Origin of the sequence: Streptomyces sp. NBC_00569, from assembly GCF_036345255.1 — a bacterium.
GTDB lineage: Bacteria > Actinomycetota > Actinomycetes > Streptomycetales > Streptomycetaceae > Streptomyces.
Genome location: NZ_CP107783.1, coordinates 1161578 through 1184435 on the forward strand (window position 1 = coordinate 1161578; position 22858 = coordinate 1184435).

General features: G+C 71.6%; 18 protein-coding genes. 12 read left to right on the forward strand and 6 right to left on the reverse strand.

Going from position 1 to position 22858, the window contains the following annotated elements; genetic code table 11:
* Positions 1 to 42: 42 nt before the first annotated feature.
* Entirely contained in the window at positions 43 to 603 is a 561-nt protein-coding gene (gene ssuE / locus OHO83_RS05445; RefSeq protein WP_266678341.1) for an NADPH-dependent FMN reductase, read from the reverse strand.
* A gap of 521 nt (positions 604 to 1124) precedes the next feature.
* On the opposite strand from ssuE, the gene OHO83_RS05450 reads away from it, so the two are divergent.
* From OHO83_RS05450 to OHO83_RS05470, 5 genes are all read left to right on the forward strand, one after another.
* The gene (locus tag OHO83_RS05450) at positions 1125 to 2666 is read left to right on the forward strand and encodes an ATP-dependent DNA ligase (RefSeq protein ID WP_330278818.1); all 1542 of its coding nucleotides are present in this window, start codon (positions 1125 to 1127) and stop codon (positions 2664 to 2666) included.
* Positions 2667 to 2786: 120 nt separating this feature from the next.
* Positions 2787 to 3272: a cation:proton antiporter regulatory subunit gene (locus OHO83_RS05455; protein WP_206301994.1), complete on the forward strand. Its 486-nt coding sequence runs from the start codon at positions 2787 to 2789 to the stop codon at positions 3270 to 3272.
* A gap of 4 nt (positions 3273 to 3276) precedes the next feature.
* Positions 3277 to 4569 (forward strand): cation:proton antiporter, encoded by a 1293-nt coding sequence (locus OHO83_RS05460; protein ID WP_266678336.1) that lies wholly within the window; start codon positions 3277 to 3279, stop codon positions 4567 to 4569.
* Positions 4570 to 4691: 122 nt separating this feature from the next.
* Complete coding sequence (locus OHO83_RS05465) at positions 4692 to 5156, forward strand: NUDIX domain-containing protein (RefSeq protein ID WP_266678334.1); 465 nt, start codon at positions 4692 to 4694, stop codon at positions 5154 to 5156.
* Between the two features lie 91 nt (positions 5157 to 5247).
* Entirely contained in the window at positions 5248 to 6642 is a 1395-nt protein-coding gene (locus OHO83_RS05470; RefSeq protein WP_266678332.1) for an NADP-dependent succinic semialdehyde dehydrogenase, read from the forward strand.
* Positions 6643 to 6940: 298 nt separating this feature from the next.
* On the opposite strand, the gene xylA is transcribed toward OHO83_RS05470, so the two are convergent.
* Entirely contained in the window at positions 6941 to 8107 is a 1167-nt protein-coding gene (xylA, locus tag OHO83_RS05475; protein WP_266678330.1) for a xylose isomerase, read from the reverse strand.
* A gap of 166 nt (positions 8108 to 8273) precedes the next feature.
* Here xylA and xylB point away from each other — a divergent pair, with 166 nt between their 5' ends.
* The 7 genes from xylB (at position 8274) to exaC (ending at position 17447) form a co-directional block, all read left to right on the forward strand.
* Complete coding sequence (gene xylB / locus OHO83_RS05480; protein WP_266678328.1) at positions 8274 to 9713, forward strand: xylulokinase; 1440 nt, start codon at positions 8274 to 8276, stop codon at positions 9711 to 9713.
* Between the two features lie 76 nt (positions 9714 to 9789).
* On the forward strand, positions 9790 to 10995 hold the full coding sequence (locus tag OHO83_RS05485) for an ROK family transcriptional regulator (protein WP_329432331.1): 1206 nt from the start codon (positions 9790 to 9792) through the stop codon (positions 10993 to 10995).
* Positions 10996 to 11201: 206 nt separating this feature from the next.
* Positions 11202 to 12728: an APC family permease gene (locus OHO83_RS05490; protein WP_330278819.1), complete on the forward strand. Its 1527-nt coding sequence runs from the start codon at positions 11202 to 11204 to the stop codon at positions 12726 to 12728.
* Positions 12725 to 13756 carry an acetamidase/formamidase family protein gene (locus OHO83_RS05495; RefSeq protein ID WP_330278820.1) on the forward strand — a complete coding sequence of 344 codons (1032 nt, stop codon included), beginning with the start codon at positions 12725 to 12727 and terminating at the stop codon, positions 13754 to 13756. Before OHO83_RS05490 ends, OHO83_RS05495 begins: the two co-directional genes overlap by 4 nt.
* Positions 13757 to 13816: 60 nt before the next feature.
* Positions 13817 to 14413, forward strand: a complete 597-nt coding sequence (locus OHO83_RS05500; RefSeq protein ID WP_266678318.1) for an N-acetylmuramoyl-L-alanine amidase — start codon at positions 13817 to 13819, stop codon at positions 14411 to 14413.
* A gap of 157 nt (positions 14414 to 14570) precedes the next feature.
* Positions 14571 to 15869: a GAF domain-containing protein gene (locus OHO83_RS05505; protein ID WP_266678316.1), complete on the forward strand. Its 1299-nt coding sequence runs from the start codon at positions 14571 to 14573 to the stop codon at positions 15867 to 15869.
* A gap of 54 nt (positions 15870 to 15923) precedes the next feature.
* On the forward strand, positions 15924 to 17447 hold the full coding sequence (gene exaC / locus OHO83_RS05510) for an acetaldehyde dehydrogenase ExaC (RefSeq protein WP_330278821.1): 1524 nt from the start codon (positions 15924 to 15926) through the stop codon (positions 17445 to 17447).
* Positions 17448 to 17803: 356 nt separating this feature from the next.
* On the opposite strand, the gene OHO83_RS05515 is transcribed toward exaC, so the two are convergent.
* The 4 genes from OHO83_RS05515 to OHO83_RS05530 are packed head-to-tail and all read right to left on the reverse strand — an operon-like array spanning position 17804 to position 22824.
* Complete coding sequence (locus OHO83_RS05515) at positions 17804 to 19282, reverse strand: amidase (RefSeq protein WP_330278822.1); 1479 nt, start codon at positions 19280 to 19282, stop codon at positions 17804 to 17806.
* 53 nt (positions 19283 to 19335) lie between these two features.
* Positions 19336 to 20283 (reverse strand): alpha/beta hydrolase, encoded by a 948-nt coding sequence (locus OHO83_RS05520; protein ID WP_330278823.1) that lies wholly within the window; start codon positions 20281 to 20283, stop codon positions 19336 to 19338.
* Between the two features lies 1 nt (position 20284).
* Entirely contained in the window at positions 20285 to 21577 is a 1293-nt protein-coding gene (locus OHO83_RS05525; protein WP_330278824.1) for an amidohydrolase, read from the reverse strand.
* Complete coding sequence (locus tag OHO83_RS05530) at positions 21574 to 22824, reverse strand: MFS transporter (RefSeq protein ID WP_330278825.1); 1251 nt, start codon at positions 22822 to 22824, stop codon at positions 21574 to 21576. The genes OHO83_RS05525 and OHO83_RS05530 overlap by 4 nt, the downstream gene beginning before the upstream one ends.
* Positions 22825 to 22858 lie beyond the last annotated feature (34 nt).

Below are 22858 nucleotides of genomic sequence, written 5' to 3' on the forward strand. Positions count from 1 at the left end.
ATGGTGATGCCAATAGGCGCTGACGGGACTGGAGTTGGCGGTTCAGCTCGCCGCGGCGAGCAGCGGCCGCGCGGTGCGCGCGAGTGCTCCCGAGAACTGGTCGACGACGCGGCTGAGCGCCTCGGCGGAACCCGGCGCGACGCCGACCGTGCCGTCCGGTGCGACGGTGATGTCCTTGTCGAGGGTGAACCACCCCTGGACGATGTGGTCGGCCCCCATGGAGTTGAGGACGGGCCGCAGCGCGTAGTCGAGGGCGAGGACATGGGCGGTGGTGCCGCCGGTGGCGAGCGGCAGCACGGTCTTGCCGTCGAGTCCGTACTGCGGCAGCAGGTCGAGGAGCGCCTTGAGGAGACCCGAGTACGCGGCCTTGTAGACAGGAGTCGCGACGACGACACCGTCGGCGCGGGCGAGGAGCTCGGTCGCCTCGACGATGGCCGGATGGGCGAAGTCCGCCCCGAGGAGCGCCTCGGCAGGCAAGGTGCGGACATCGAGGGCTATGACGTCGTGGCCCTGCGCCTCGAGCCGCGCGTCGAGATGGCGCAGGAGCCGCGCCGTGCGGGAGGTGGCGGAGGGACTTCCGGAAATGGAGAGGACTGTGGCCATGACGGGACCCTTCGGGCTGGAATTCGGCACACGGAATACAGGAACGGTGAAAGGCGGGAACGCGGGAACGCGAAAAAGGCAGGGTACGGAAATCAGGAATTCACGCATGCCGAAGACGTACCGAATACACGGTGCGGTTCAGTGCGGTGGGGAGCCGTGCGGAAATCGATCGGCACGGTGGAGGTCCGACGGCGCCTGCCGCCGCGGAGGCGGCCTGGTGGCCGGGGCGCTGGGGACCCGTCAGAGGGCGCGACAACAGGAGGAGCTGGAGACGCGCGCGAGGTCGACATGGCGTCGCCGCGTGAGGTCCAGTCCCGTGTTCATGCCACCGATCCAACCAGGGCGAGTCGGGCCGGTCAAGAAATCTCCGTGCCGGTCTCGCATCGCGGAACAGCCTTCCCCACGGGCCGGGATAAACCGCGAAGGACGAGTTCCCTTCGGGAATCCCTCGGGGAGTGCGGCTTATCGGCGGATGCCCGCACCCTCGTGCGCCGCGCCGCGGCCCGGTGCAGGATGACTGCATGCTGTTCTCCCGGCTCGCACAGGTGTCCCAGGAGGTCGCGGCCACCAAGGCGCGGTCGCGGAAGATCGCGCTGCTCGCCGAGCTCTTCCGGGCGGCGGAGCCGGACGACGTACCGATCGTGATCCCTTACCTGGCGGGACGCCTCCCGCAGGGGCGCCTCGGCGTCGGGTGGCGGGTGCTGCGCGATCCGGTGGAGCCCGCCGCGCAGCCCCGGCTGACGGTCCAGGACGTCGACGCCGCGCTGACCGCGCTCGGCGATGTCGCCGGCGCGGGGTCGCAGGCCGAACGGTCCCGGCTCGTCGGGGAGTTGATGGGCGCCGCGACCGAGGACGAGCAGCGGTTCTTGTTCGGTCTGCTCACCGGTGAGCTGCGGCAGGGGGCTCTCGACGCGGTGGCCCTGGAGGGGCTGGCGCAGGCGACCGGCGCGCCGCCGGAGGAGGTGCGGCGCGCGGTGATGCTGACCGGGTCGCTCCAGGTGGTGGCACAGGCCGTGCTGGCCGAGGGTCCGGACGCGTTGAGCCGATTCCAACTGACCGTCGGGCGCCCGGTGTTCCCCATGCTGGCGCACAGCGCGGCCTCGGTCGGGGAGGCCGTCGACAAGCTCGGGGCATGCGCGGTGGAGGAGAAGCTTGACGGCATCCGCGTGCAGGTGCACCGCGACGGCGCCGTCGTACGCGTCTACACGCGCACGCTCGACGACATCACCGACCGGCTGCCCGAGGTCACCGCCGCGGCGGCCGGGCTCGACGGGGACCGCTTCATCCTCGACGGGGAGGTCATCGCGCTGGACGGGGACGGGCGGCCGCGCCCGTTCCAGGAGATCGCGAGCCGTGTGGGTTCGCGGGTGGACGTGGCGACGGCCGCGGGGTCCGTTCCCGTGGTGCCGGTGTTCTTCGACGCCTTGTACGCGGACGGGGACGAGCTGCTCGATCTGCCGTTCGCCGAGCGTCACGCACGCCTCGCCCGGCTGGTGCCGGAGGCGATGCGGGTGCGCCACGCCGTCGTACCGGACGGAAAGGACGAGGCGGCTCGCGCGGCCGCCGACGCGTTCTTCGCCGACACTTTGCGGCGCGGCCACGAGGGCGTCGTCGTGAAGGCGCTCGACGCCCCGTACAGCGCGGGGCGGCGCGGCGCGTCCTGGCTGAAGGTGAAGCCCGTGCACACGCTGGACCTGGTGGTGCTCGCCGCGGAGTGGGGGCACGGCCGGCGCACGGGCAAGCTGTCGAACCTGCACCTCGGCGCCCGCAGGCCGGACGGCTCCTTCGCGATGCTGGGCAAGACGTTCAAGGGGCTCACGGACGCGCTGCTCGCCTGGCAGACGGAGCGGCTGCGGGAGCTGGCCCTGAGTGACGACGGTCACGTCGTCACGGTGCGGCCCGAGTTGGTCGTGGAGATCGCCTACGACGGTCTGCAGAAGTCCACCCGCTACCCGGCCGGCGTCACGCTCCGCTTCGCGCGCGTCGTGCGTTACCGCGAGGACAAGGCCGCCGAGGCCGCGGACACGGTCGAGACCGTGCTCGCCGCCCACCCGGCGCAGTAAGTGCGCAACGCCGAAACAAGACCGTTTCTTTGCCAAATATTGGGGCCGATAGGGTGACACCCGGCGCCAGTACTTGCAGGCGCCGTGCATCATCCAGGACAAGCACGGAAGGGGAGAGCTGTGCCCGCTTCACGTCTGAGCCGCACGCCACTGCCGGGGATCGGCTTCCGGTACGACCTGACCACCCGCGACCAACGCCAGGTGTCGGTGGTCGCGCACCGGGACGGCGGGCGCACCCTGAGCGCCTACCGGACCGACGACCCGGACGCCTGCGACCTGTCGCTGAAGCTGACGTCCGGCGAGGCGGCCGCGCTGATCGACGCGCTGATGCCGTCCCACCACAGCCCGAACCTGCTGCACACCACCGATCTGGGCCTGGTCGCCGAGCGCATCGAGATCGGCGCGACCTCGCACTGGAACGGGCGCGTGCTCGGCGAGACGCAGCTGCGGACCGAGACCGGCGCCTCGATCGTGGCCGTGCTGCGGCGCGCCGAGGCGATCCCGTCACCCACCCCCGACTTCCGGCTCGCCGGCGGGGACACCGTGATCGTCATCGGCACCCGCGAGGGCGTGGAAGCGGCGGCGACGATTCTCGGAAGGGAGTGATCGGATGCACTCCGCGGTGTTCCTCATCGAGTTCGGGGCGATCATCCTCGCGCTCGGCCTGCTGGGCAGATTCGCCGGGCGGTTCCGGTTCTCACCCATCCCCCTCTATCTGCTCGCGGGGCTCGCGTTCGGCGAAGGCGGGCTGCTCCCGCTCGGCGCGAGCGAGGAGTTCGTGGCCATCGGCGCCGAGATCGGCGTCATCCTGCTGCTGCTGATGCTGGGCCTGGAGTACACGGCCAGCGACCTCGTCAGCAACCTCAAGACGCAGTACCCGGCGGGCCTCGTCGACTGCGCGTTCAACGCCCTGCCGGGCGCCGCGGCCGCGCTGCTCATGGGCTGGGGCCCGGTGGCCGCCGTCGTCCTCGCCGGCGTCACCTGGATCTCGTCGTCGGGTGTGATCGCCAAGGTGCTGGGCGACCTCGGCCGGGTCGGCAACCGGGAGACCCCGGTGATCCTCAGCATCCTGGTCCTCGAGGACCTGGCGATGGCCGTCTATCTGCCGATCATCACGGCCCTGCTCGCAGGGGTCGGCTGGGCGGCGGGCGGCGTCACGCTGGCCGTCGCGCTCGGGGCCGCGGGCCTCGTCCTGTTCCTCGCCGTGCGCTACGGACGGCACATCTCCCGGTTCGTCTCCAGCGACGACCCGGAGAAGCTGCTCCTGGTGGTGCTCGGTCTGACGATCCTGGTCGCCGGGATCGCGCAGCAGCTCCAGGTGTCGGCGGCCGTCGGCGCGTTCCTCGTCGGCATCGCCCTGTCCGGTGAGGTCGCCGAGGGCGCCCACTCCCTGCTGCTGCCGCTGCGCGATCTGTTCGCCGCCGTGTTCTTCGTCTTCTTCGGGCTGCACACCGACCCGGCGAGCATCCCGCCGGTCCTGCTTCCGGCGCTCGCTCTCGCGGTCGTCACGGCCTGCACGAAGATCGCGACGGGCTACTGGGCGGCGCGGCGGGCGAAGATCTCCGTCAAGGGGCGCTGGCGCGCGGGCGGTGCGCTCGTGGCGCGCGGCGAGTTCTCCATCGTCATCGCGGGCCTCGCGGTCACGGCCGGCATCGAGCCCAGGCTCGGCCCGCTGGCGACCGCGTACGTCCTGATCCTCGTCATCGTCGGACCGCTGACGGCGCGCTTCACCGAGCCCGTCGCGATGCGCGTCTCGCGGTGGCGGCACCGCGGCGACGCACCGGCCGCGGCGGTCGGCGCCGGTTCGGGGATCGTGCCCGCGCCGCGGGACGCGCAGGATCCCCTCGGCCCAGAGGCGGAGGCGCACGGCACGTCCGGGCGGTCCTCGAACTCCTCGTCCTGATCCGGCCACCTGGCCGGGCGTCGACCATCCAGGTCGCCGCCCGGCCGGCGCGGCGGCCCTCGCAGCACTCGGAGGGCCGCACGGAGGGCGCCGTTCACATGCAGCGCGCCGACACTGGTCCCATGGCGTACAAGAAGCAGAGCGCGGGCCTGCTCCTGTTCCGGCGCACGGCCGCCGGGACCGAGGTGTTGCTCGGACACATGGGCGGCCCGTTCTGGGAGCGTCGCGACGCCAGGGCGTGGACCGTGCCGAAGGGCGAGTACGAGGACGGCGAGGAGCCGTGGGCTGCGGCGCGCAGGGAGTTCCAGGAGGAACTGGGCCTTGCCCCGCCGGACGGCACACCGGTGCCGCTCGGCGACACCGTGCAGTCGGGCGGCAAGCACGTCACCGTGTGGGCCGTGGAGGGTGACCTCGACCTGGACGGCTTCGTGCCGGGCACGTTCACGATGGAGTGGCCGAAGGGCTCGGGGCGCATGGCCGAGTTCCCCGAGCTGGACCGCGCGGCCTGGCTCGGGCTCGACGCCGGGCGCGCCCTCGTCGTGCAGGCACAGGCCGTCTTCCTCGACCGGCTCGCCGGGCACGTCTGACGCCCGCGCCACCGGGTACACGGCCCGTCCGCGTTGCGCGGCGCGACGTGACGCGGGAAGGTCGAAGCACCGCGCAGAGGAGGTCACCCCCATGCCCATCGCGACGGTCAACCCCGCGAACGGCGAGACGCTCAAGACGTACGACGCCCTGACCGACGAGGAGATCGAGCACCGGCTCCTCCTCGCCGCCGGCACGTTCCGCACGTACCGCACCACCACGTTCTTCGAACGGGCCCGGCTGCTCCAGACCGCCGCCGACCTGCTCGACGCGGACCGTGACGACATCGCGCGCGTCATGACCACCGAGATGGGCAAGCCCGTCGTGGCGGCCCGCGCGGAGGCCGCGAAGTGCGCGAAGGCGATGCGCTGGTACGCGGAGCACGCCCAGGAGCTCCTCGCCGACGAGCACCCCTCTGCCCGGGACGTGGAGGACTCCGGCGCGGTCAGCGCCCACGTGCGCTACCGGCCGCTGGGCATCGTCCTCGCCGTGATGCCGTGGAACTTCCCCCTGTGGCAGGTCGTGCGGTTCGCCGCGCCCGCTCTGATGGCAGGCAACGTAGGGCTGCTCAAGCACGCGTCGAACGTGCCGCAGACCGCGCTCTACCTCCAGGATCTGTTCCGCAGGGCCGGGTTCCCGGACGGGTGCTTCCAGACGCTGCTCATCGGTTCCCGCGCGGTCGAGGGCGTGCTGCGGGACGAGCGGGTCGTGGCGGCGACGCTGACCGGCAGCGAGCCGGCGGGGCGTTCCGTCGCCTCGATCGCGGGCGACGAGGTCAAGAAGACGGTTCTGGAGCTGGGCGGCAGTGACCCGTTCGTCGTGATGCCGTCGGCCGACGTGGCGAAGGCGGCGAGGGTCGCGGTGACGGCGCGGGCGCAGAACAACGGGCAGTCCTGCATCGCGGCGAAGCGGTTCATCGTGCACGCGGACGTCTACGACGAGTTCGCCGAGCTTTTCGTCTCCGGGATGCGGGCCCTGCGGGTCGGCGACCCGATGGACGAGAACACCGACGTCGGGCCGCTCGCCAGCGAGCAGGGCCGCGCCGACCTGGAGGAACTCGTGGACGACGCCGTGGAGTGCGGCGCCACGGTGCTGTGCGGCGGACAACGCCCCGAGGCGTACGCCAAGAGCGGCTGGTACTACGAGCCGACGGTCATCGCCGACATCACGCAGGACATGCGCATCCACCGCGAGGAGACCTTCGGCCCGGTCGCCACGCTGTACCGCGTCGGCGACCTGGACGAGGCCGTGGCCCTCGCCAACGACTCACCGTTCGGCCTGAGCTCCAACGTATGGACGCACGACGCCGCGGAGATCGACCGCTTCGCCCGCGACATCGAGGCGGGCGGCGTCTACGTGAACGGTATGACCGCCTCCCACCCGGCGTTCCCCTTCGGCGGCATCAAGCGCTCCGGCTACGGCCGAGAACTGTCCGACCACGGAATCCGCGAGTTCTGCAACATCACGACGGTGTGGGTGGGGGCGTGAACGGCTGGGCTGCGACCTGCTCGCGCCGACATCCGGCGCCCGGAACGAGCGACGCCCCCGCCCCGCTCGCCAGATAGGCACGCCGACCGGCCCAGGACGTACCCCAAGCGCCGGTCCCCGCTCCAGCAGGTCGGGCGGCACGCGGCGGCTTCGCAGCGCGTCTTGCCGCACCTTCTCGCACCCGGGGGCAGAGGCTGCACGTTCTGCCGTGGTTCGGCCCCCGCACGGAAGTGGGCGGGGGCCGAACCTGGCGCAACGCGCGCGTGGGGGCCGGTCGGGCACCACGCGCGCGTGACGGTCAGCCGCGGGCCGCCAGCAGGTGGTCCATCGCCAGCTGGTCGAGGCGCTCGAAGGCCATGCCGCGGGCGGCGGCCGCCTCCACGTCGAAGCCCTCGAAGGCGGACTCGTCGGCGAGCAGCCCCGACAGGCCGTCGGCGGCCGTCGGCTGCGCCAGCTCGTCGAGCCGCGAGGCGCGCAGCGCCTCCTGAACCTCCGGGTCGGCCCGGAACGCGGCCGCACGCTCGCGCAGGATGAGGTAGTTGCGCATGCAGCCCTCGGCCGACGCCCACACCCCGTCGTAGTCCTCGGTGCGCGGCGGCTTGAAGTCGAAGTGCCGCGGCCCCTCGTACCCGGCGCTCTCCAGCAGATCGACCAGCCAGAACGCCGAGCGCAGGTCGCCCGCGCCGAAGCGGAGGTCCTGGTCGTACTTGATGCCCGTCTGGCCGTTGAGGTCGATGTGGAAGAGCTTGCCCGCCCACAGTGCCTGGGCGATGCCGTGCGTGAAGTTGAGCCCCGCCATCTGCTCGTGGCCCACCTCCGGATTCACGCCGTACATCTCGGGCCGCTCCAGGCGCTCGATGAACGCGAGGGCGTGGCCGACGGTGGGCAGGAGGATGTCGCCGCGCGGCTCGTTCGGCTTCGGCTCGATGGCGAACTTCAGGTCGTAGCCCTGCTGAACGACGTACTCGCCGAGCAGGTCGAAGGCCTCCTTCATCCGGTCGAGCGCGGCACGCACGTCCTTGGCCGCGCCCGACTCGGCGCCCTCGCGGCCGCCCCAGGCGACATACGTCTTCGCGCCGAGCTCGACGGCGAGATCGATGTTGCGGACGGTCTTGCGCAGGGCGTACCGGCGCACATCACGGTCGTTCGCGGTGAACGCGCCGTCCTTGAAGACCGGGTGCGTGAAGAGGTTCGTGGTGGCCATCGGGACGATCAGGCCGGTGGCGTCGAGGGCCTGGCGGAAGCGCTTGACGTGGGACTCGCGCTCGGTGTCCGAGGCCCCGAAGGGGATCAGGTCGTCGTCGTGGAACGTCACCCCGTAGGCGCCGAGGTCGGCCAGGCGCCGCACGGACTCGGCCGGGTCGAGCGCGGCACGGGTGGCGTCGCCGAACGGGTCGCGTCCCTGCCAGCCGACCGTCCACAGGCCGAAGCTGAACTTGTCGTCGGGGGTGGGTCGGTACGTCATGTCTCGGCTCCTCGCCAGTCACGCCTATTTCGTCATGGCACTTTACAAATTAGTATGCGGACACGCCGCTGGGAAGAGGCATCTCGGGAGAGCATGGGATGGACGCTCTGTCGCACATGTACCTCGGACAGCCACGGAATCGTCTTGTCGGGAACGGGAGAGCCGGATGTCATCAGCCGATGGACCACTCGTCGTCGGGGTGGACAGCTCCACGCAGTCCACGAAGGCCCTGGTCGTCGACGCCGCCACAGGCGCGGTCGTGGCGAGCGGCCAGGCACCGCACACGGTGAGCGCGGGGCAGGGACGCGAGAGCGACCCCGAGCAGTGGTGGACCGCCCTGTGCGAAGCGCTTCGCCAGTGCGGTGAGGCGGCGCACCGGGCCTCCGCGGTGTCGGTCGGCGGTCAGCAGCACGGCCTCGTCACTCTGGACGCCGCGGGCCGGCCGGTACGTCCCGCGCTGCTCTGGAACGACGTGCGCTCGGCACCCCAGGCCCGCCGCCTCATCGACGAGATGGGCGGTCCCAAGGCGTGGGCCGAGCGGGTGGGCAGCGTGCCAGGGGCCTCGTTCACCGTCACGAAGTGGGCGTGGCTGGCCGAGCACGAGCCGGACGCGGTACGCGCCACGGCCGCTGTACGGCTGCCGCACGACTACCTCACGCAGCGGCTGACCGGCGACGGCACGACGGACCGGGGCGACGCCTCGGGCACGGGCTGGTGGGCATCGGCCACAGAGTCGTACGACGACGACATCCTGGCGCGCGTGGGCCTCGATCCGGCGCTGCTGCCCCGGGTCGTACGCCCCGGGGAGGTGGCCGGCACGGTCCACGCCTCGGGTGAACTGCCCTTCTCCAAGGGGACGTTGGTGGCCGCCGGTACGGGCGACAACGCGGCGGCCGCTCTCGGTCTCGGCCTCCGGCCCGGCACCCCCGTCCTGAGCCTCGGCACGTCCGGCACGGTGTACGCGGTGTCACGGCACCGTCCCGCGGACCCGACCGGCACCGTCGCCGGCTTCGCCGACGCGCGCGGCGACTGGCTGCCGCTCGCATGCACCCTGAACTGCACGCTCGCCGTCGACCGGGTCGCCGCGCTGCTCGGCCTGGACCGCGAGGCCGTCGAACCCGGCGGCGACATCACGCTGCTGCCGTACCTGGACGGCGAGCGCACCCCCGATCTGCCGCACGCCTCAGGGCTGTTGCACGGGCTGCGGCACGACACCACGGGAGGGCAGCTTCTGCAGGCCGCCTACGACGGCGCCGTCCACGCGCTCCTGGGCGCGCTCGGCCTCGTCCTCGACGCGGACGCCGACCTGTCGGTGCCGCTGCTGCTCATCGGGGGCGGCGCCCGGGGAACGGCCTGGCAGCAGACCGTACGACGCCTCTCGGGCCGTGCCGTGCAGGTGCCCGAGGCCCGTGAGCTGGTCGCGCTCGGTGCCGCGGCACAGGCCGCCGGGCTGCTGACCGGGGAGGATCCGGCGGCGGTGGCGCGGCGCTGGGGCACGGCGCAGGGGCCCGTTCTCGACCCCGTGGAGCAGGACGCGGCGGCGCTGGCGCGGATCTCCGGGGTACTCTCCGACGCGGCCCCGCTCCTGGACAGGGGCCCGCGCTGACCACCCGGCCGACCGAGGATCCAGGAAGGCCGACGGCCCCGTTCGCCGGCCCGAGCCCATGGGAGCGTCCGGAGGCATGACCGCACCACTGCACGAGCCCCGGCCCGGCACGCCCGACACCCAGCAGGCCATGCGCCGGCGCAACCTCTCGCGGGTCATGCACGCCGTCGCCACCGACGGCCCGTTGTCACGGGCCACGGTCGCGCAGCGCATCGGGCTGACCCGGGCCGCGGTCTCGACTCTCGTCGACGAACTGATCCGGTCGGGTCTGATCGAGGAGCTCGGCCCGCAGCGGCCCGGCCGGGTCGGGCGCCCCGGCTCGGCGCTCGCGGTCAGCCGCCGCGGCCCCGCCGGGATCGGTGCCGAGGTGGGCGTCGACCATCTCGCGGCGTGCGCGGTCGATCTGAGCGGCGCGGTACGCGCGCGTGCCGTGCGCCGCGTCGCCAACCGCGGGCGCGCGCCCGGACCCGTCCTGAAGGAACTGTCCGTGCTGGTCCGGGAGGTGACGGCCCGTGCCGAACGGGAGGGGCTGCGCCCGGCGGGCCTCGCGGTCGCGGTGCCCGGTCTGGTCGCGCGCGGCACCCGCACGGTGGTCCGGGCGCCCAACCTGGACTGGCACGACACGGACGTGTCCGCGCTGCTGCCGACGCCGGCCGAGGCGCTGCCCGTTCTGCCGCTGAGCGTCGACAACGAGGCGAATTTCGGTGCCCTCGCCGAGCTCTGGCTCGGCGAGGGCACCCCCGCCGACTTCCTGCACGTCTCGGCCGAGATCGGCATCGGCGCCGCGCTCGTCGTCGACGGCAAGCTGCTGCGCGGAACCCGTGGATTCGCAGGCGAGCTGGGGCACGTTCCGGTTCGCCCGGAGGGCCCGGCGTGCCCCTGCGGAGGGCGCGGTTGTCTGGAGCAGTACGCGGGCGAGGAGGCCGTGCTGCGGGCGGCCGGCCTGGGGCCCGGCGAGGACCGGGTGGGTCTGCTCGCCGAGCGCGCCGCGGAAGGCGACACGGACACGCGGCGGGCGCTGCGCGGGGCCGGGACCGCCCTGGGTATCGCGCTGACCGGTGCGGTGAACCTCCTCGATCCTCGGGCGGTCGTGCTCGGCGGGGCGCTCTCGCGGCTCGCGCCGTGGCTACTGCCCGCGCTGGAGCGGGAGCTGACGCGCCGGACGGCGACGCCGGCCGCCGGGGTGACGGTGTCACGCCTGGGGTCCGACGGCCCTCTGCTGGGGGCGGCGCACTCGGTGGTGCGGGCGGTCCTCGACGATCCGGTGGCGGTGGCCGCGTAGAACGCCGGTGGTCGTGGGGAACCCCTGCCGTGGCGCGGGAAGTGCCAGAGGTTCGGACCTCTGACGTGCGGTTGTTCACAACCGGCGAGTTATCCACAGGCGCGCCGCGCCCTCTTCCGCCCCAACCGCCAAGGCCCTTAACGTAATTCACGCGGGACGCCACCGCCTCGGCGCGGTGGCGCGTCCACGTGGATCGGGGGATTCAGGTGTCCGGGGCAAGCGTTCAGAGCGGTACGGGGCTGCGGCGCGGGGCGATCGGGCTGCGCGAGGTCCTGTTCCAGAGCATCACGGCGATGGCGCCGGCGGCCGCGGTCGCCGCGTCGATCCCGGCCGGTACGGCGTTCGCGGGCGGCAGTCTGCCGCTGTCCGTGCTGATCGCACTGGTGGCCTGCCTGTTCACGGCGTCGTGCGTGGCGGAGCTGGCACGCGAACTGCCCGCGGCGGGCTCCGTATCCACGTACGCCGCGCGCGGCCTCCATCCGAGCGTCGGGTTCCTCGTCGGCTGGGGCTATGTGTTCGTGGAGGCCCTCGTGCCGCCTCTGCTTCTGCTGCAACTGGGCTTCACCACGGCCGGGACGCTGCACAACGAGTGGTCGTCGTACCCCGCGGATCTGTGGTGGCCGTGGTCGCTCGCCGGGGCGGTGATCATCGCTGTGGCAGGCTACTTCGGAGTGCGGGCGTCGGCCCGCTTCGGGACGGTGCTCGGCGCCTTCGAGGTGATCGTCTTCCTGGCGTTCGCCATCCTGCTGATCTCGAAGGCCGGCAGCCACAACACCCTTTCGGTGTTCGGCACTTCGCACACGGCACCGGGATACGAGGGCCTGAGCGGCGTCTTCGCCGGTTCGGTGTACACGGTGCTGGCCTTCGCCGGGTTCGAGGCCGCTGCGCCCCTCGCCGAGGAGACCCGCGACCCACGGCGCACCATGCACCGGGCGGTCCTCGGGGCGGCCCTGGCCATCGGGCTCTTCTACGTCCTGACGACGTACGCGATGTCGGTGTACTTCGGACCCGGCAGGTTCGCGACGTTCGGGGCGGAGGGCGCCGCGTCGTGGGAGGGCGTGGCCCGCGCCTCGTTCGGCCTCTTCTGGGTCCTGGTGTTCCTCGCCGTGGTGAACTCGACGATCGCGAACGCCAACGCGTGCGCCAACGTCTCGACGCGCACGGCGTTCGCCCTCGGCCGCATCGGCGTCTTCCCGAGCGGCTTCGCGCGCCTGCACCCACGGCGCCGCTCCCCCGTCACCGGCGTCGCCGTCCAGTTCGTCGTCGCGGTCGCGGCCATGCTCGGGCTCGGTTTCGCCTACGACCCGATGACGGCGTTCCTGCTCCTGGCGACGGTGATCGTCACGGTCATCATCGGTGTGTACATCGTGGCGAACCTCTCCTGTGCCGGGTACTTCCTGCGGCGTGGCCGCTCCGCGCTGCGCCCCGTGCGCCATCTCGTCTTCCCGCTCCTCGGCATCGTCGCCTTCGTGCCCGCGCTGCTGACCGCCGCGGGCCTGCCGGTCTTCGACTTCGTGTCGGAGCTGACGGCGCCGGTGTCCTACGCGGGCCCGGTCGTCGCCGTGTGGATGCTCGCGGGGGTCGTGGTGCTCGCGGTGCTCCTGCGGCGCCATCCGGAACGCATAGCGGAGACCGGACGCGTCCATCTCGACGACGACGCATCCGACGGAGAGCCGAACCGGGGCGCGGACCCCGACGCGCCCACCTCACAGAGCGGAGCAGTACAGCGATGAGCGACCCTCGGATCCTGACCGTGCGGCCCGAACCGGGCGAGTACGCCTACACGTTCGGCGGGGCGCCGCCCGTCGCCAGGATCGCACCGGGCACGGTCCTGGACCTGTACACGGAGGACTGTTTCGGCGGGCGGGTGCGGTCCGAGAAGGATCTGGTGTCGCGGGTGTGCGAGTTCCCGTTCCTCAATCCGCAGACCGGGCCCTTTCACATCGAGGGTGCCGAACCCGGTGACACGGTCGCGGTGCACTTCGTGTCCGTCGAACCGGCCCGCGACTGGGCCGCCTCCACGACGGTCCCGCTCTTCGGCGCGCTCACGTCCACCCACACCACGGCCACCCTCCAGCCGCCGCTGCCCGAGGTCGTATGGATGTGGCACCTCGACCGGGAGCGCCGCACCGCCCGGTTCACCGCGCACGACAGCGACCTCCAGGTCGAGCTGCCGATGGATCCGATGCACGGAACGGTCGGCGTGGCCCCCGCGAACCTGGAGGTCCGCTCGGCCCTCGTCCCGGACGCGCACGGCGGCAACATGGACTCGCCGGAGATGCGCGCGGGCGTCACCTGTTATCTCGGGGTGAATGTCGAGGGTGCGCTGCTGAGCCTCGGCGACGGACACGCGCGGCAGGGCGAGGGGGAGACGTGCGGCGTCGCCGTCGAGTGCGCCATGCGGACCGTCGTGATCGTCGAGCTCCTCAAGGGCGTCGCCACACCGTGGCCGCGCATCGAGTCCGACACACACATCATCTCGACGGGGTCGGCGCGGCCCCTCGAGGACGCGTTCCGGATATCCCAACTCGACCTGGTGCGCTGGCTGGAGCGTGACTACGGCTTCAGCGAGCTCGACGCGTACCAGTTCGCCTCGCAGACCGTCGAGTCCCCGCTCGCCAACGTCTGCGACACGAACTACACGTGTGTGGCGAAGCTCCGCAAGGAATGGCTGCCGGCACGGGACACCCACCGTGGGCTGCACGCGCACTTGAAGGACGTCGCCGCGACGCTCCCCCGCCCGGACCACCACACCTTCTGACGCCACACCGTTCGTCGGCAGAGCCCTGCCCCACCTCCCCCACAGAGAGGCAGACCAGTCATGGACCGAAGGCCACTCCCGAGCCGGCGCCGGTTACTCCAGGCCGGCGCCCTGGCCGCCGTGCCCGCAGCCGTGCTTCCCGCGGCCCGCGCCTCCGCCGGCGCGCAGGCCGTCGACTATCCGGGTGCCGAGTCCGTCCCGGCCAGCACCTCCAACTACACGGCGTCCAGCCGCCCCACCAGCTATCCCCTGAACTACGTGATCATCCACGTCACCCAGGAGACGTACGCCGACGCCCTGGGGATCTTCCAGAACCCGGCCAAGCAGGTCTCCGCGCACTACGTGGTCCGCTCGTCCGACGGCCACATCGCCCAGTGCGTCCGCGAGCGCAACATCGCCTGGCACGCGGGGAACTGGGACTACAACACCCGCAGCATCGGCATCGAGCACGAGGGCTGGGTCGACCAGCCGGAGTACTTCACCGACGCCCTGTACCAGTCGTCCGCCGACCTGACGGCCGCGATCTGCGCCAAGTACGGCATTCCGATGGACCGCGCGCACATCCTCGGGCACTCCGAGGTCCCCGGCACGGACCACACCGACCCGGGCCCTTACTGGGACTGGACCCGCTACATCCGCATGGTCAACTTCGCCTGAGGCGCGGACAGGACCGCGTCCGGGCCGGCCTGCCCGGCGCGCACGCACTGTGACGCATCCGTGCGGATCAGTGCCGGGACGCTTGTCCGTATGCGTCCCCGGCGCGACGATGTCCCCACAGCGATGCACCGCGGCATCGCCCGCCGGGGAGGCCGACTTGACCGATCCATGGGTGGCCCTGGAGCCGGGCACCGATCCGTCCGAGCGGGTACGGGTCCTGCGCCGGGCGCACGAGACGTTCACCGCCGCGGGGACCGTGTCCCGGCCGGTGCGCTCCGTGGTGGCCGATTCCTGGCGGCGCTCCGCCGGGGCGCACGTCAACCCGGACGCGTCCGCGTCGGTGGAGCTGAGCGACGGCGACCTCGGGACCTATCGCGCCGAGCATCCGCTGGCCCGGGTCATGCCGCTGTTCCGTGAGCTCATGGGGACGTTCGCCCGGGACGGCGAGCATCTGCTCGCCGTGTGCGACGCGCACGGCAGGCTGCTGTGGGTCGAGGGCGACCGGACGACCCGGCAGCGGGCGGGGACGATGAACTTCGTGCCGGGCGCACGCTGGTCGGAGACGGCGATGGGGACGAACGCGCCGGGTACGGCCGTGGCGGTCGACCGGCCCGTCCAGGTGTTCGCCGCCGAGCACTTCATCCGGCGCGTCCAGCCGTGGACCTGCGCGGCGGCTCCCGTGCACGATCCACGTTCGGGGCGGCTGCTCGGCGCCGTCGACATCACGGGCGGGGACGGGCTGGCCCATCCGCACAGCCTGGCGTTCGTGCAGGCGGTGGCCCGTGCGGCGGAGTCGCAGCTCGCGCTGCTCGCACCGCCGCCCTCGGACGCGGACAGCCTCCGGCTCACCGCGCTCGGCCGGGACGAGGCGCTCCTCGTCACCAGCGCCGGACGCAAGATCCGGCTCAGCCGCCGGCACAGCGAGATCCTCGTCCTGCTGGCCCGCCACCCGGAGGGCCTGACCGGCGACGAACTGCTGTGCGCGCTGTACGAGGACGAGTCGGTCACTCCCGTCACTCTGCGGGCCGAACTGGCGCGCCTGCGCCGGGTTCTCGGCCCCGACATCCTCGGCTCGCGCCCCTACCGCCTGGCCTCCCCCGTCGAGTCCGACTTCGGGACGGTCGAGCGGCGCCTGGGGACGGGTGCGGTGACGGCGGCCGCCGCCGCGTTCGGCGGGCCGCTGCTGCCCGGCTCGCAGGCTCCGGCCGTCGTTCGTGTACGGCGCAGGCTCACCGACGAGATACGGGCCGCGCTCATCGCGCGGGGCGACCCCGACCTGCTGGCGGACTGGGCGCACGCACCCTGGGGCGAGGAGGACATCGACGTGTGGCGGGCGCTGGCCTCGGTGCGTCCCGCGCCGCCCGTGCTGGCCCGTCTCAGGGAGCTCGACGCGGAGCAGGCCGCGCACGGCTCCCCGACGTCGTACGCAACGTATCTGCAACGTCCGCGCGCCTAGCCTCCGTGCGAAAGCTGCCCAACGGCGGGCGGCTCGCACGGGAGGCCAGCCAAGATGACCCTTTACGCAGCGCCCGGTACCAACGGCTCAGTCGTCTCCTACCAGTCCCGCTACGACCACTTCATCGGCGGCGAGTACGTGCCGCCGGCCCTCGGCCAGTACTTCGAGAACCCGAGTCCGGTCAACGGTAAGCCGTTCACCGAGATCGCCCGGGGCACCGAGGCGGACGTCGAGCGCGCCCTCGACGCGGCGCACGCCGCCGCCCCCGCCTGGGGCCGTACGTCACCCACCGCACGCGCCGACATCCTCCTCAAGATCGCCGACCGGATGGAGGCGAACCTGGAGAAGCTGGCGGTCGCCGAGAGCTGGGAGAACGGCAAGCCGGTCCGTGAGACGCTCGCCGCCGACATCCCGCTCGCCATCGACCACTTCCGCTACTTCGCGGGTGCCCTGCGCGCCCAGGAGGGCTCGCTCAGCGAGATCGACGACGACACGATCGCGTACCACTTCCACGAGCCGCTCGGCGTCGTGGCGCAGATCATTCCGTGGAACTTCCCGATCCTGATGGCCACTTGGAAGCTGGCTCCGGCGCTCGCCGCGGGCAACGCGGTCGTCCTCAAGCCCGCCGAGCAGACCCCGGCGTCCATCCACTACTGGCTGAGCCTGGTGGCCGACCTGCTGCCGCCGGGTGTCGTGAACGTCGTCAACGGCTTCGGCGTGGAGGCGGGCAAGCCGCTCGCGTCCAGCGCGCGCGTGGCGAAGGTCGCGTTCACCGGCGAGACGACCACGGGCCGGCTGATCATGCAGTACGCGTCCGAGAACATCAAGCCGGTCACCCTCGAGCTCGGCGGCAAGTCGCCGAACATCTTCTTCGACGACGTGTGGGCGGAGGACGACGACTTCCGCGACAAGGCCCTCGAGGGCTTCACGATGTTCGCCCTCAACCAGGGCGAGGTCTGCACGTGCCCCTCGCGTGCGCTGATCCAGCAGGGTCACTACAGCGAGTTTCTCGACGCGGCGATCGCGCGCACGGAGGCCATCAAGCCGGGCAACCCGCTCGACACCGACACGATGATCGGCGCCCAGGCGTCCAACGACCAGCTCCAGAAGATCCTCTCCTACCTGGACATCGGCCAGCAGGAGGGCGCAAAGGTCCTGACGGGCGGTCAGCGCATTGAGTACGACGGCGAGTTGGCGGGCGGATACTACGTCCAGCCCACGATCTTCGAGGGCAACAACCGCATGCGGATCTTCCAGGAGGAGATCTTCGGCCCGGTCGTCTCGGTCGCCTCGTTCGCCGACTACGACGACGCCATCAAGATCGCCAACGACACGCTGTACGGCCTCGGCGCGGGCGTGTGGACCCGGGACATCAACACGGCCTACCGGGCGGGCCGTTCGATCCAGGCGGGCCGCGTCTGGACGAACTGCTACCACGCCTACCCGGCCCACGCAGCCTTCGGCGGCTACAAGCAGTCGGGAATCGGCCGCGAGAACCACAAGATGATGCTGGAGCACTACCAGCAGACGAAGAACGTTTTGGTTTCATACAGCCCTAAGAAACTTGGATTCTTCTAGAGCCTCAAGCTGGGTGCCTGGAGGGAGCTTTACCCTTCCAGGCACCCACAGCCCCGCAGCCACTATCCGTGACCATTCAGCAACCTTCCGGACTCATTCGCCGCAAATCTGCGCGCGTCCCGGACCAGCCACGGACCAGCTGGGCCGCTAGGTTGCGTCGCCCTCGGTGGGGCGAGGCATGCGAAGAAGTGCGAGACGACGTCGGGTGACGGGCGTGATCACACGGCAGTGGGCTCTCGGGTGGTCTCGAGGTCGTTGAGCACCGCGAGGACTGGCTTCTCCACATTGTCAGCCCAACGAGCAAGCTCGGAAAGCAGGCTGGAAAGGCTCAGTGCCTGGTCAGGACGGACCCACGATCAATCAGTGGCCGACAGTACGAGAGGCGTCGGCTGGACGCTCGGTCGGTGGTTCGGGGTGTATGCCCAGGTGCGGAGTTGCTCTACGGCCTTGCCGATGCGGAAGACGGTCGGGTCGTCATAGGTGTGGCCGACGATCTGGACGCCGGTCGGAAGGCCCCAACTGGAGTGGCCGCTTGGCACGTTGAGGACGGGGCAGCGGTTGCTGATGTTGAAGGGCAGCGTCATGGCCGCCCACAGCGGCTCGCCGTGGTCCTCGCCGTTCACCACCAGACGCCCCAGGAGATCGTCTCCGGCGGGCAGTCCCGGAACGGCCGTGGTCGGGCAGATCAGGGCGTCGAAGGGGGCAATCGCCTCAGCCAGTTCGCGCTGCAGCCGGGTCTCGACGCGCAGGCCGTCGAGGTAGGTGACCTGCTCACGGGCGACGGCCATGGTATCGGCGAAGGCTGCCGCGTACGGCGACATCCGGTCGCGGTGCTCGGCTTCGATCTCGCGGACGAGGGCGCCGAAGATCGTGGAGAAGTGTGCGGCGGCACTGATGAGGAGGTCGTCCTTGGTCCACGGGAGTTCGATCTCCTCGACGATCGCGCCCGCGTCGGTGAGGGCGCTGGCGACGGCGCGGGTCTTGGCCTCGATCTCCGGGTGGACGTCGTAGGCACCCAGGCGCAGGCACAGGGCGATGCGCATCCCGGCGACCGCGTCGTACTCGGTCGGCAGGACGAGTTTCGGGCGCAGCGACACGTGGTCGCGCGGGTCGGGGCCTGCCAGGACGTTGGCGAAGGTGATGCAGTCGTCGACGGTGCGTGCCATGGGGCCGTCGCCGCGGTAGTGGTCGGCGGACAGCGGTGCGACGCCGGGTATCCGGCCGTACGGGGCCTTGTACCCGACGGTGCCGGTGAAGGCGGCGGGGATGCGGGTCGAGCCGCCGATGTCGGAGGCGGAGGCGAGCAGCGCGGTACCGGCGGCGAGGCAGGCGCCCGCGCCGCCGGACGAGCCGCCGGGGGTGAAGTCGGGGTTCCACGGATTGCGGGTGACGCCCCACAGGCGGCCGTGGGTGAAGGTGGCGATGGAGAACTCGGGGGTGGCGGTGCGGGCGTGGACGATGCCGCCCGCGTCGAGGATCCGGTCGATGACCGGGGCGTTCTCGGTCGCGGTGTTGCCGACGTTGACGAGGGAGCCCTCGGTCAGGGAACGCCCGGCGATGGCGTGCTTCTCCTTGGTGGCGACCGGGATGCCTTCCAGCGGGCGCGGCGTCAGGCCGCCCTTGCCGAGGAAGCGGTCCTCGGCGTGCCGGGCCTGTTGGAGTGCCTCGTCGAAGAGCTGCTCGGTGAAGGCGTTGACGACCGGTTCGGTCTGTTCCGCGCGGGCGATGACCGCGTGCATCAGCTCCACCGGGGAGAGCTCGCCGGCATCGAAGAGCCGTCGCGCCTCGGTGGCGCTGAGGTAGGCGAGATCGGCACCGGCGTCGTTCGGGTTCATACGGACTTCCTTACGGCTAAAGGGACTTCACGGACGAGGGTGGGTAGGGGCTGTCAGCCGAGCAGTCGTTTGAGCGCGGCGTTGATCCAGGCCGTCGCCTCCCCTGCGGCATGGCTGAGGTGGTCCATGCCGTAGAAGCCGTGGACGAGGCCGTCGAACCGCCGGTGCGCGACGCCTACGCCGGCGCCCCGCAGCGCTTCGGCGTACGCGTCTCCCTCATCACGCAGCGGGTCGTACTCCGCGGTGGCCACGACGGCCGGAGCGAGCCCGGACAGGTCCTTCGCCCGCAGGGGTGCGACCCGCGGGTCGGCGCCGAACGCGGCGGAGGCAGGATCGGAGGGGCTGACGCCGAGGTACTGCTCGAAGAACCAGTGCAGTTCTGTGGTGGTGAGGAAGTAGCCTTCGCCGTTCTCGGCCCGCGACGGGTAAGCGCCGGACATGTCCGTGCTGGGGTAGACCAGGAGTTGGGCGGCGAGCGACAGTCCGTCGGCGTGGGCCTGCTGTGCGCACACGGCGGAAAGCGTCGCTCCGGCGCTGTCGCCGCCGACGACCAGCCGGGCAGGGTCGCCGCCGAACGCGTCCGCGTGCCGCGCGACCCAGGTCAGGGCGGCGTAAGCGTCCTCAACCGCGGCGGGGAAACGATGCTCGGGCGCGAGCCGGTAGTCGACGCTCACCACGACGGCGTCGAGGTCGCGGCACAGGTTCCGGGCGTGCACGTCGTGTGTGTCGAGGTCGCCGGCCACCCAGCCGCCGCCGTGCAGGTACACCACCGTTGGCACGGGCGTCGTGGCATGCGGCCGGTAGACACGGGCCGGGACGGAATCCGCCAGCACCGTCGAGGTCACCGTCGCGACCTCGGGCTTTGCGGCCTGGTCGAGGTGGTCGGCGGTCAGCGCCCGCAGCCGGGCTCTGGCCCGTGCAACAGCGTTCTCCCCTGGTTCTGGGGCGCCGAGTTGCTGGAGCCTTCGCAAGAACGCGGCAATGTCCGGGTCCAGAGGCACGTCACTTCTCCTGTCGGTCGCCGGCACACAGCCAGTGGGCGGCCGCCGCGAGCAGCGCCGTCACGCCGGTGTGGATCGTGGGTTCGGGTACGGGGGCGAAGTACGGAGAGTGGTTGGCCGGGACCGTGTCTGGCAGGCCGTCCGTCAGCAAGGTGTCGGGGTCGATGTGCTCGAAGTGGGCCGGGTCGCCGCCCCCGAAGTGCCAGAAGACCGAGGGAACACCGAGCGCCGTGCCGAAGGTGCCGAAGTCCTCGCTGCCGGTGAGGGGTTCGGGAAGGGTGAACACCCGCTCACTGCCCAGGACTTCGGCGATCGCGGTCAGTACGGTGCCGGTGGCCGCGGTGTCGTTGACCGTGACGGAGAAGGCGTTGAGAGCGGTGATTTCGGGCTCCTTGGGCGCGCCGGACGCGGCCGCCTCGGCACGGACGATCCGTTCGACAGCCGCCAGGACCCGCTCCCGTACGACGGGCGTCGTGGAGCGAATGTTGATCCGCAGGTCCGCCGTGTCGGGAATGATGTTCTCCTTGGTGCCCGCGTGCAGCGAACCGACGGTCACCACGGCGGTCTGCGCCGCCCCCACCTCCCGGGAGACGACCGTCTGCAGCCGCATGACGACCGCGGCGGCCATGACGATCGGATCGACGGTCGTCTCAGGCGTGGAGCCGTGTCCGCCGCGGCCGTGAAGGCGGACCCGCAGGCTGTCGGAGGCGGCCATCACCGTGCCCGGGCGGGTGCCGACGAGACCGACGGGGGCCGGGGACACATGCTGGCCGAGGCAGACATCCGCGCGTGGAAAGCGATCCAGGAAGCCGTCCTCGATCATGGCCGGTGCCCCGCCGACCTCCTCCGCCGGCTGGAACACCGCGACGACCGTGCCATGCCATTCCCCACGGGCGGCGGCGAGTTGGGCGGTCACGCCGAGCAGGCAGGTGACGTGCATGTCATGGCCGCAAGCGTGCATGACGGGAACCTTGTTGCCCTCACTGTCGACGCCCATCTCCTGGGAGGCGTACGGCAGTTGCGTCCGCTCCCGCACCGGGAGCCCGTCCATGTCGGCGCGGAGCAGGACCACCGGACCCTCTCCGTTTGCCAGGACCCCGACGACACCGGTGCCGCCGACGCCCTCGGTGACCTCCCAGCCCTGCTCGCGCAGCCGTTCCGCGACAACTCCGGCCGTACGGAACTCCTGGAAGGACAACTCCGGGTGGGCGTGCAGGTCTTCGTAGAGGGCCATCAGGCCGGGCAGCCGCTCCGGGAAGCCGGACAGCAGGCGCGCGATGGGGGCGGCGGTCATGAGTGCTCCTTTGCGGGCGTGGGGAGTTCCGGCGCGCCGGTGACGGTCCGGAAGGTGGCGGCGTCCTGCGGGGTGAGGAGTGTCATCACGGCGGCGATGGCCGCGCCGAGCACCAGGGAGGCGAAGGCCACCTTGAAGGAGAAGGCGTCGGCGAGCACGCCGATGACGGGCGGGGCGACCATCCCGGCCACCTGGCCGCCGAAGACGATCGCGCCACTGCCCACGCCGACGTCCTCGGGCGCGAGGCCGCCCAGCGGCACGGCAAGGATCGGCATGTAGCAGAGGGAGACGGCGGTCGTGGCGAGCGTGCCGAAGACGATGAAACCGATGAGCGACGGCGAGAAGACCATGAACAGCAGCGTGACGGCGGCCACCGTCATGCTGGGCACGATCACCCTGCGGTGGTGGCCGCCGAGACGGTCCGCGAGCCGCCCGCCGACGACGATCGCGCCGGTCGCGGCGAGACCGGGAATCGCCACGAGGGCGCCGGTCGAGGCGAGCGAGACGCCGTACTCCTCGCTGACGTAGGACGGGATCCAGGTGCTGAGACCCCAGACGATCACGCTGTAGCCGAACATCATGGCGCTGAACCGCCAGATCACGCCTTGACGCAGGACGCCGCCCGCGCGCCGCCGGGCGACGCGGGTCTCCGGCTCCGTCGGCGGCAGCGGCGCGGGGAGCCATACCCGTATCGCCACCAGGACGAACACGCCGAGGGCCGCCGTCGAGTAGAACGCCGAGCGCCACCCGAAAGCGGCGATCAGAGGCGCGACGAGGAGCGGGGTGAGGACCCCGGCGAGGGCGTTCGAGCTCATGATCACGCCGTTGGCGCCCATGCGCTGGGCCGGTGTGGTCCGCTCGACGAGGACCTTCATCGAGGCGGGCGGGAAGACGCCCTCGGCCGCGCCGAACGCGAACCGCATGAGCAGCAGGACGGCGAACGACCAGGCGAAGCCGGTCAGCGCGGTGAACACCGACCAGGACAGCAGGGCCCAGAGCATGATCCGCTGGGCACCGTACCGGTCGGCGAGCAGGCCGCCGGGGATTTGGCACAGGGCGTAGGCGAGGAAGAACGCCGAGACGATCAGGCCCTGTTCCCCGCGGCCCACGTCGAACTCGTCGCCGATGGAGGGCAGGGCCAGGTTGATGACGAGCCGGTCGGCGTAGTCGACCAGCCAGGCGGTGAACAGCAGCACGATCGTGATCCGGACGGTTCTGCGGACGGGCTGAGGGGGCGGAGCAGACACGCGGTACTCCTTCGACTCCGGGCGGCCGAAGCCG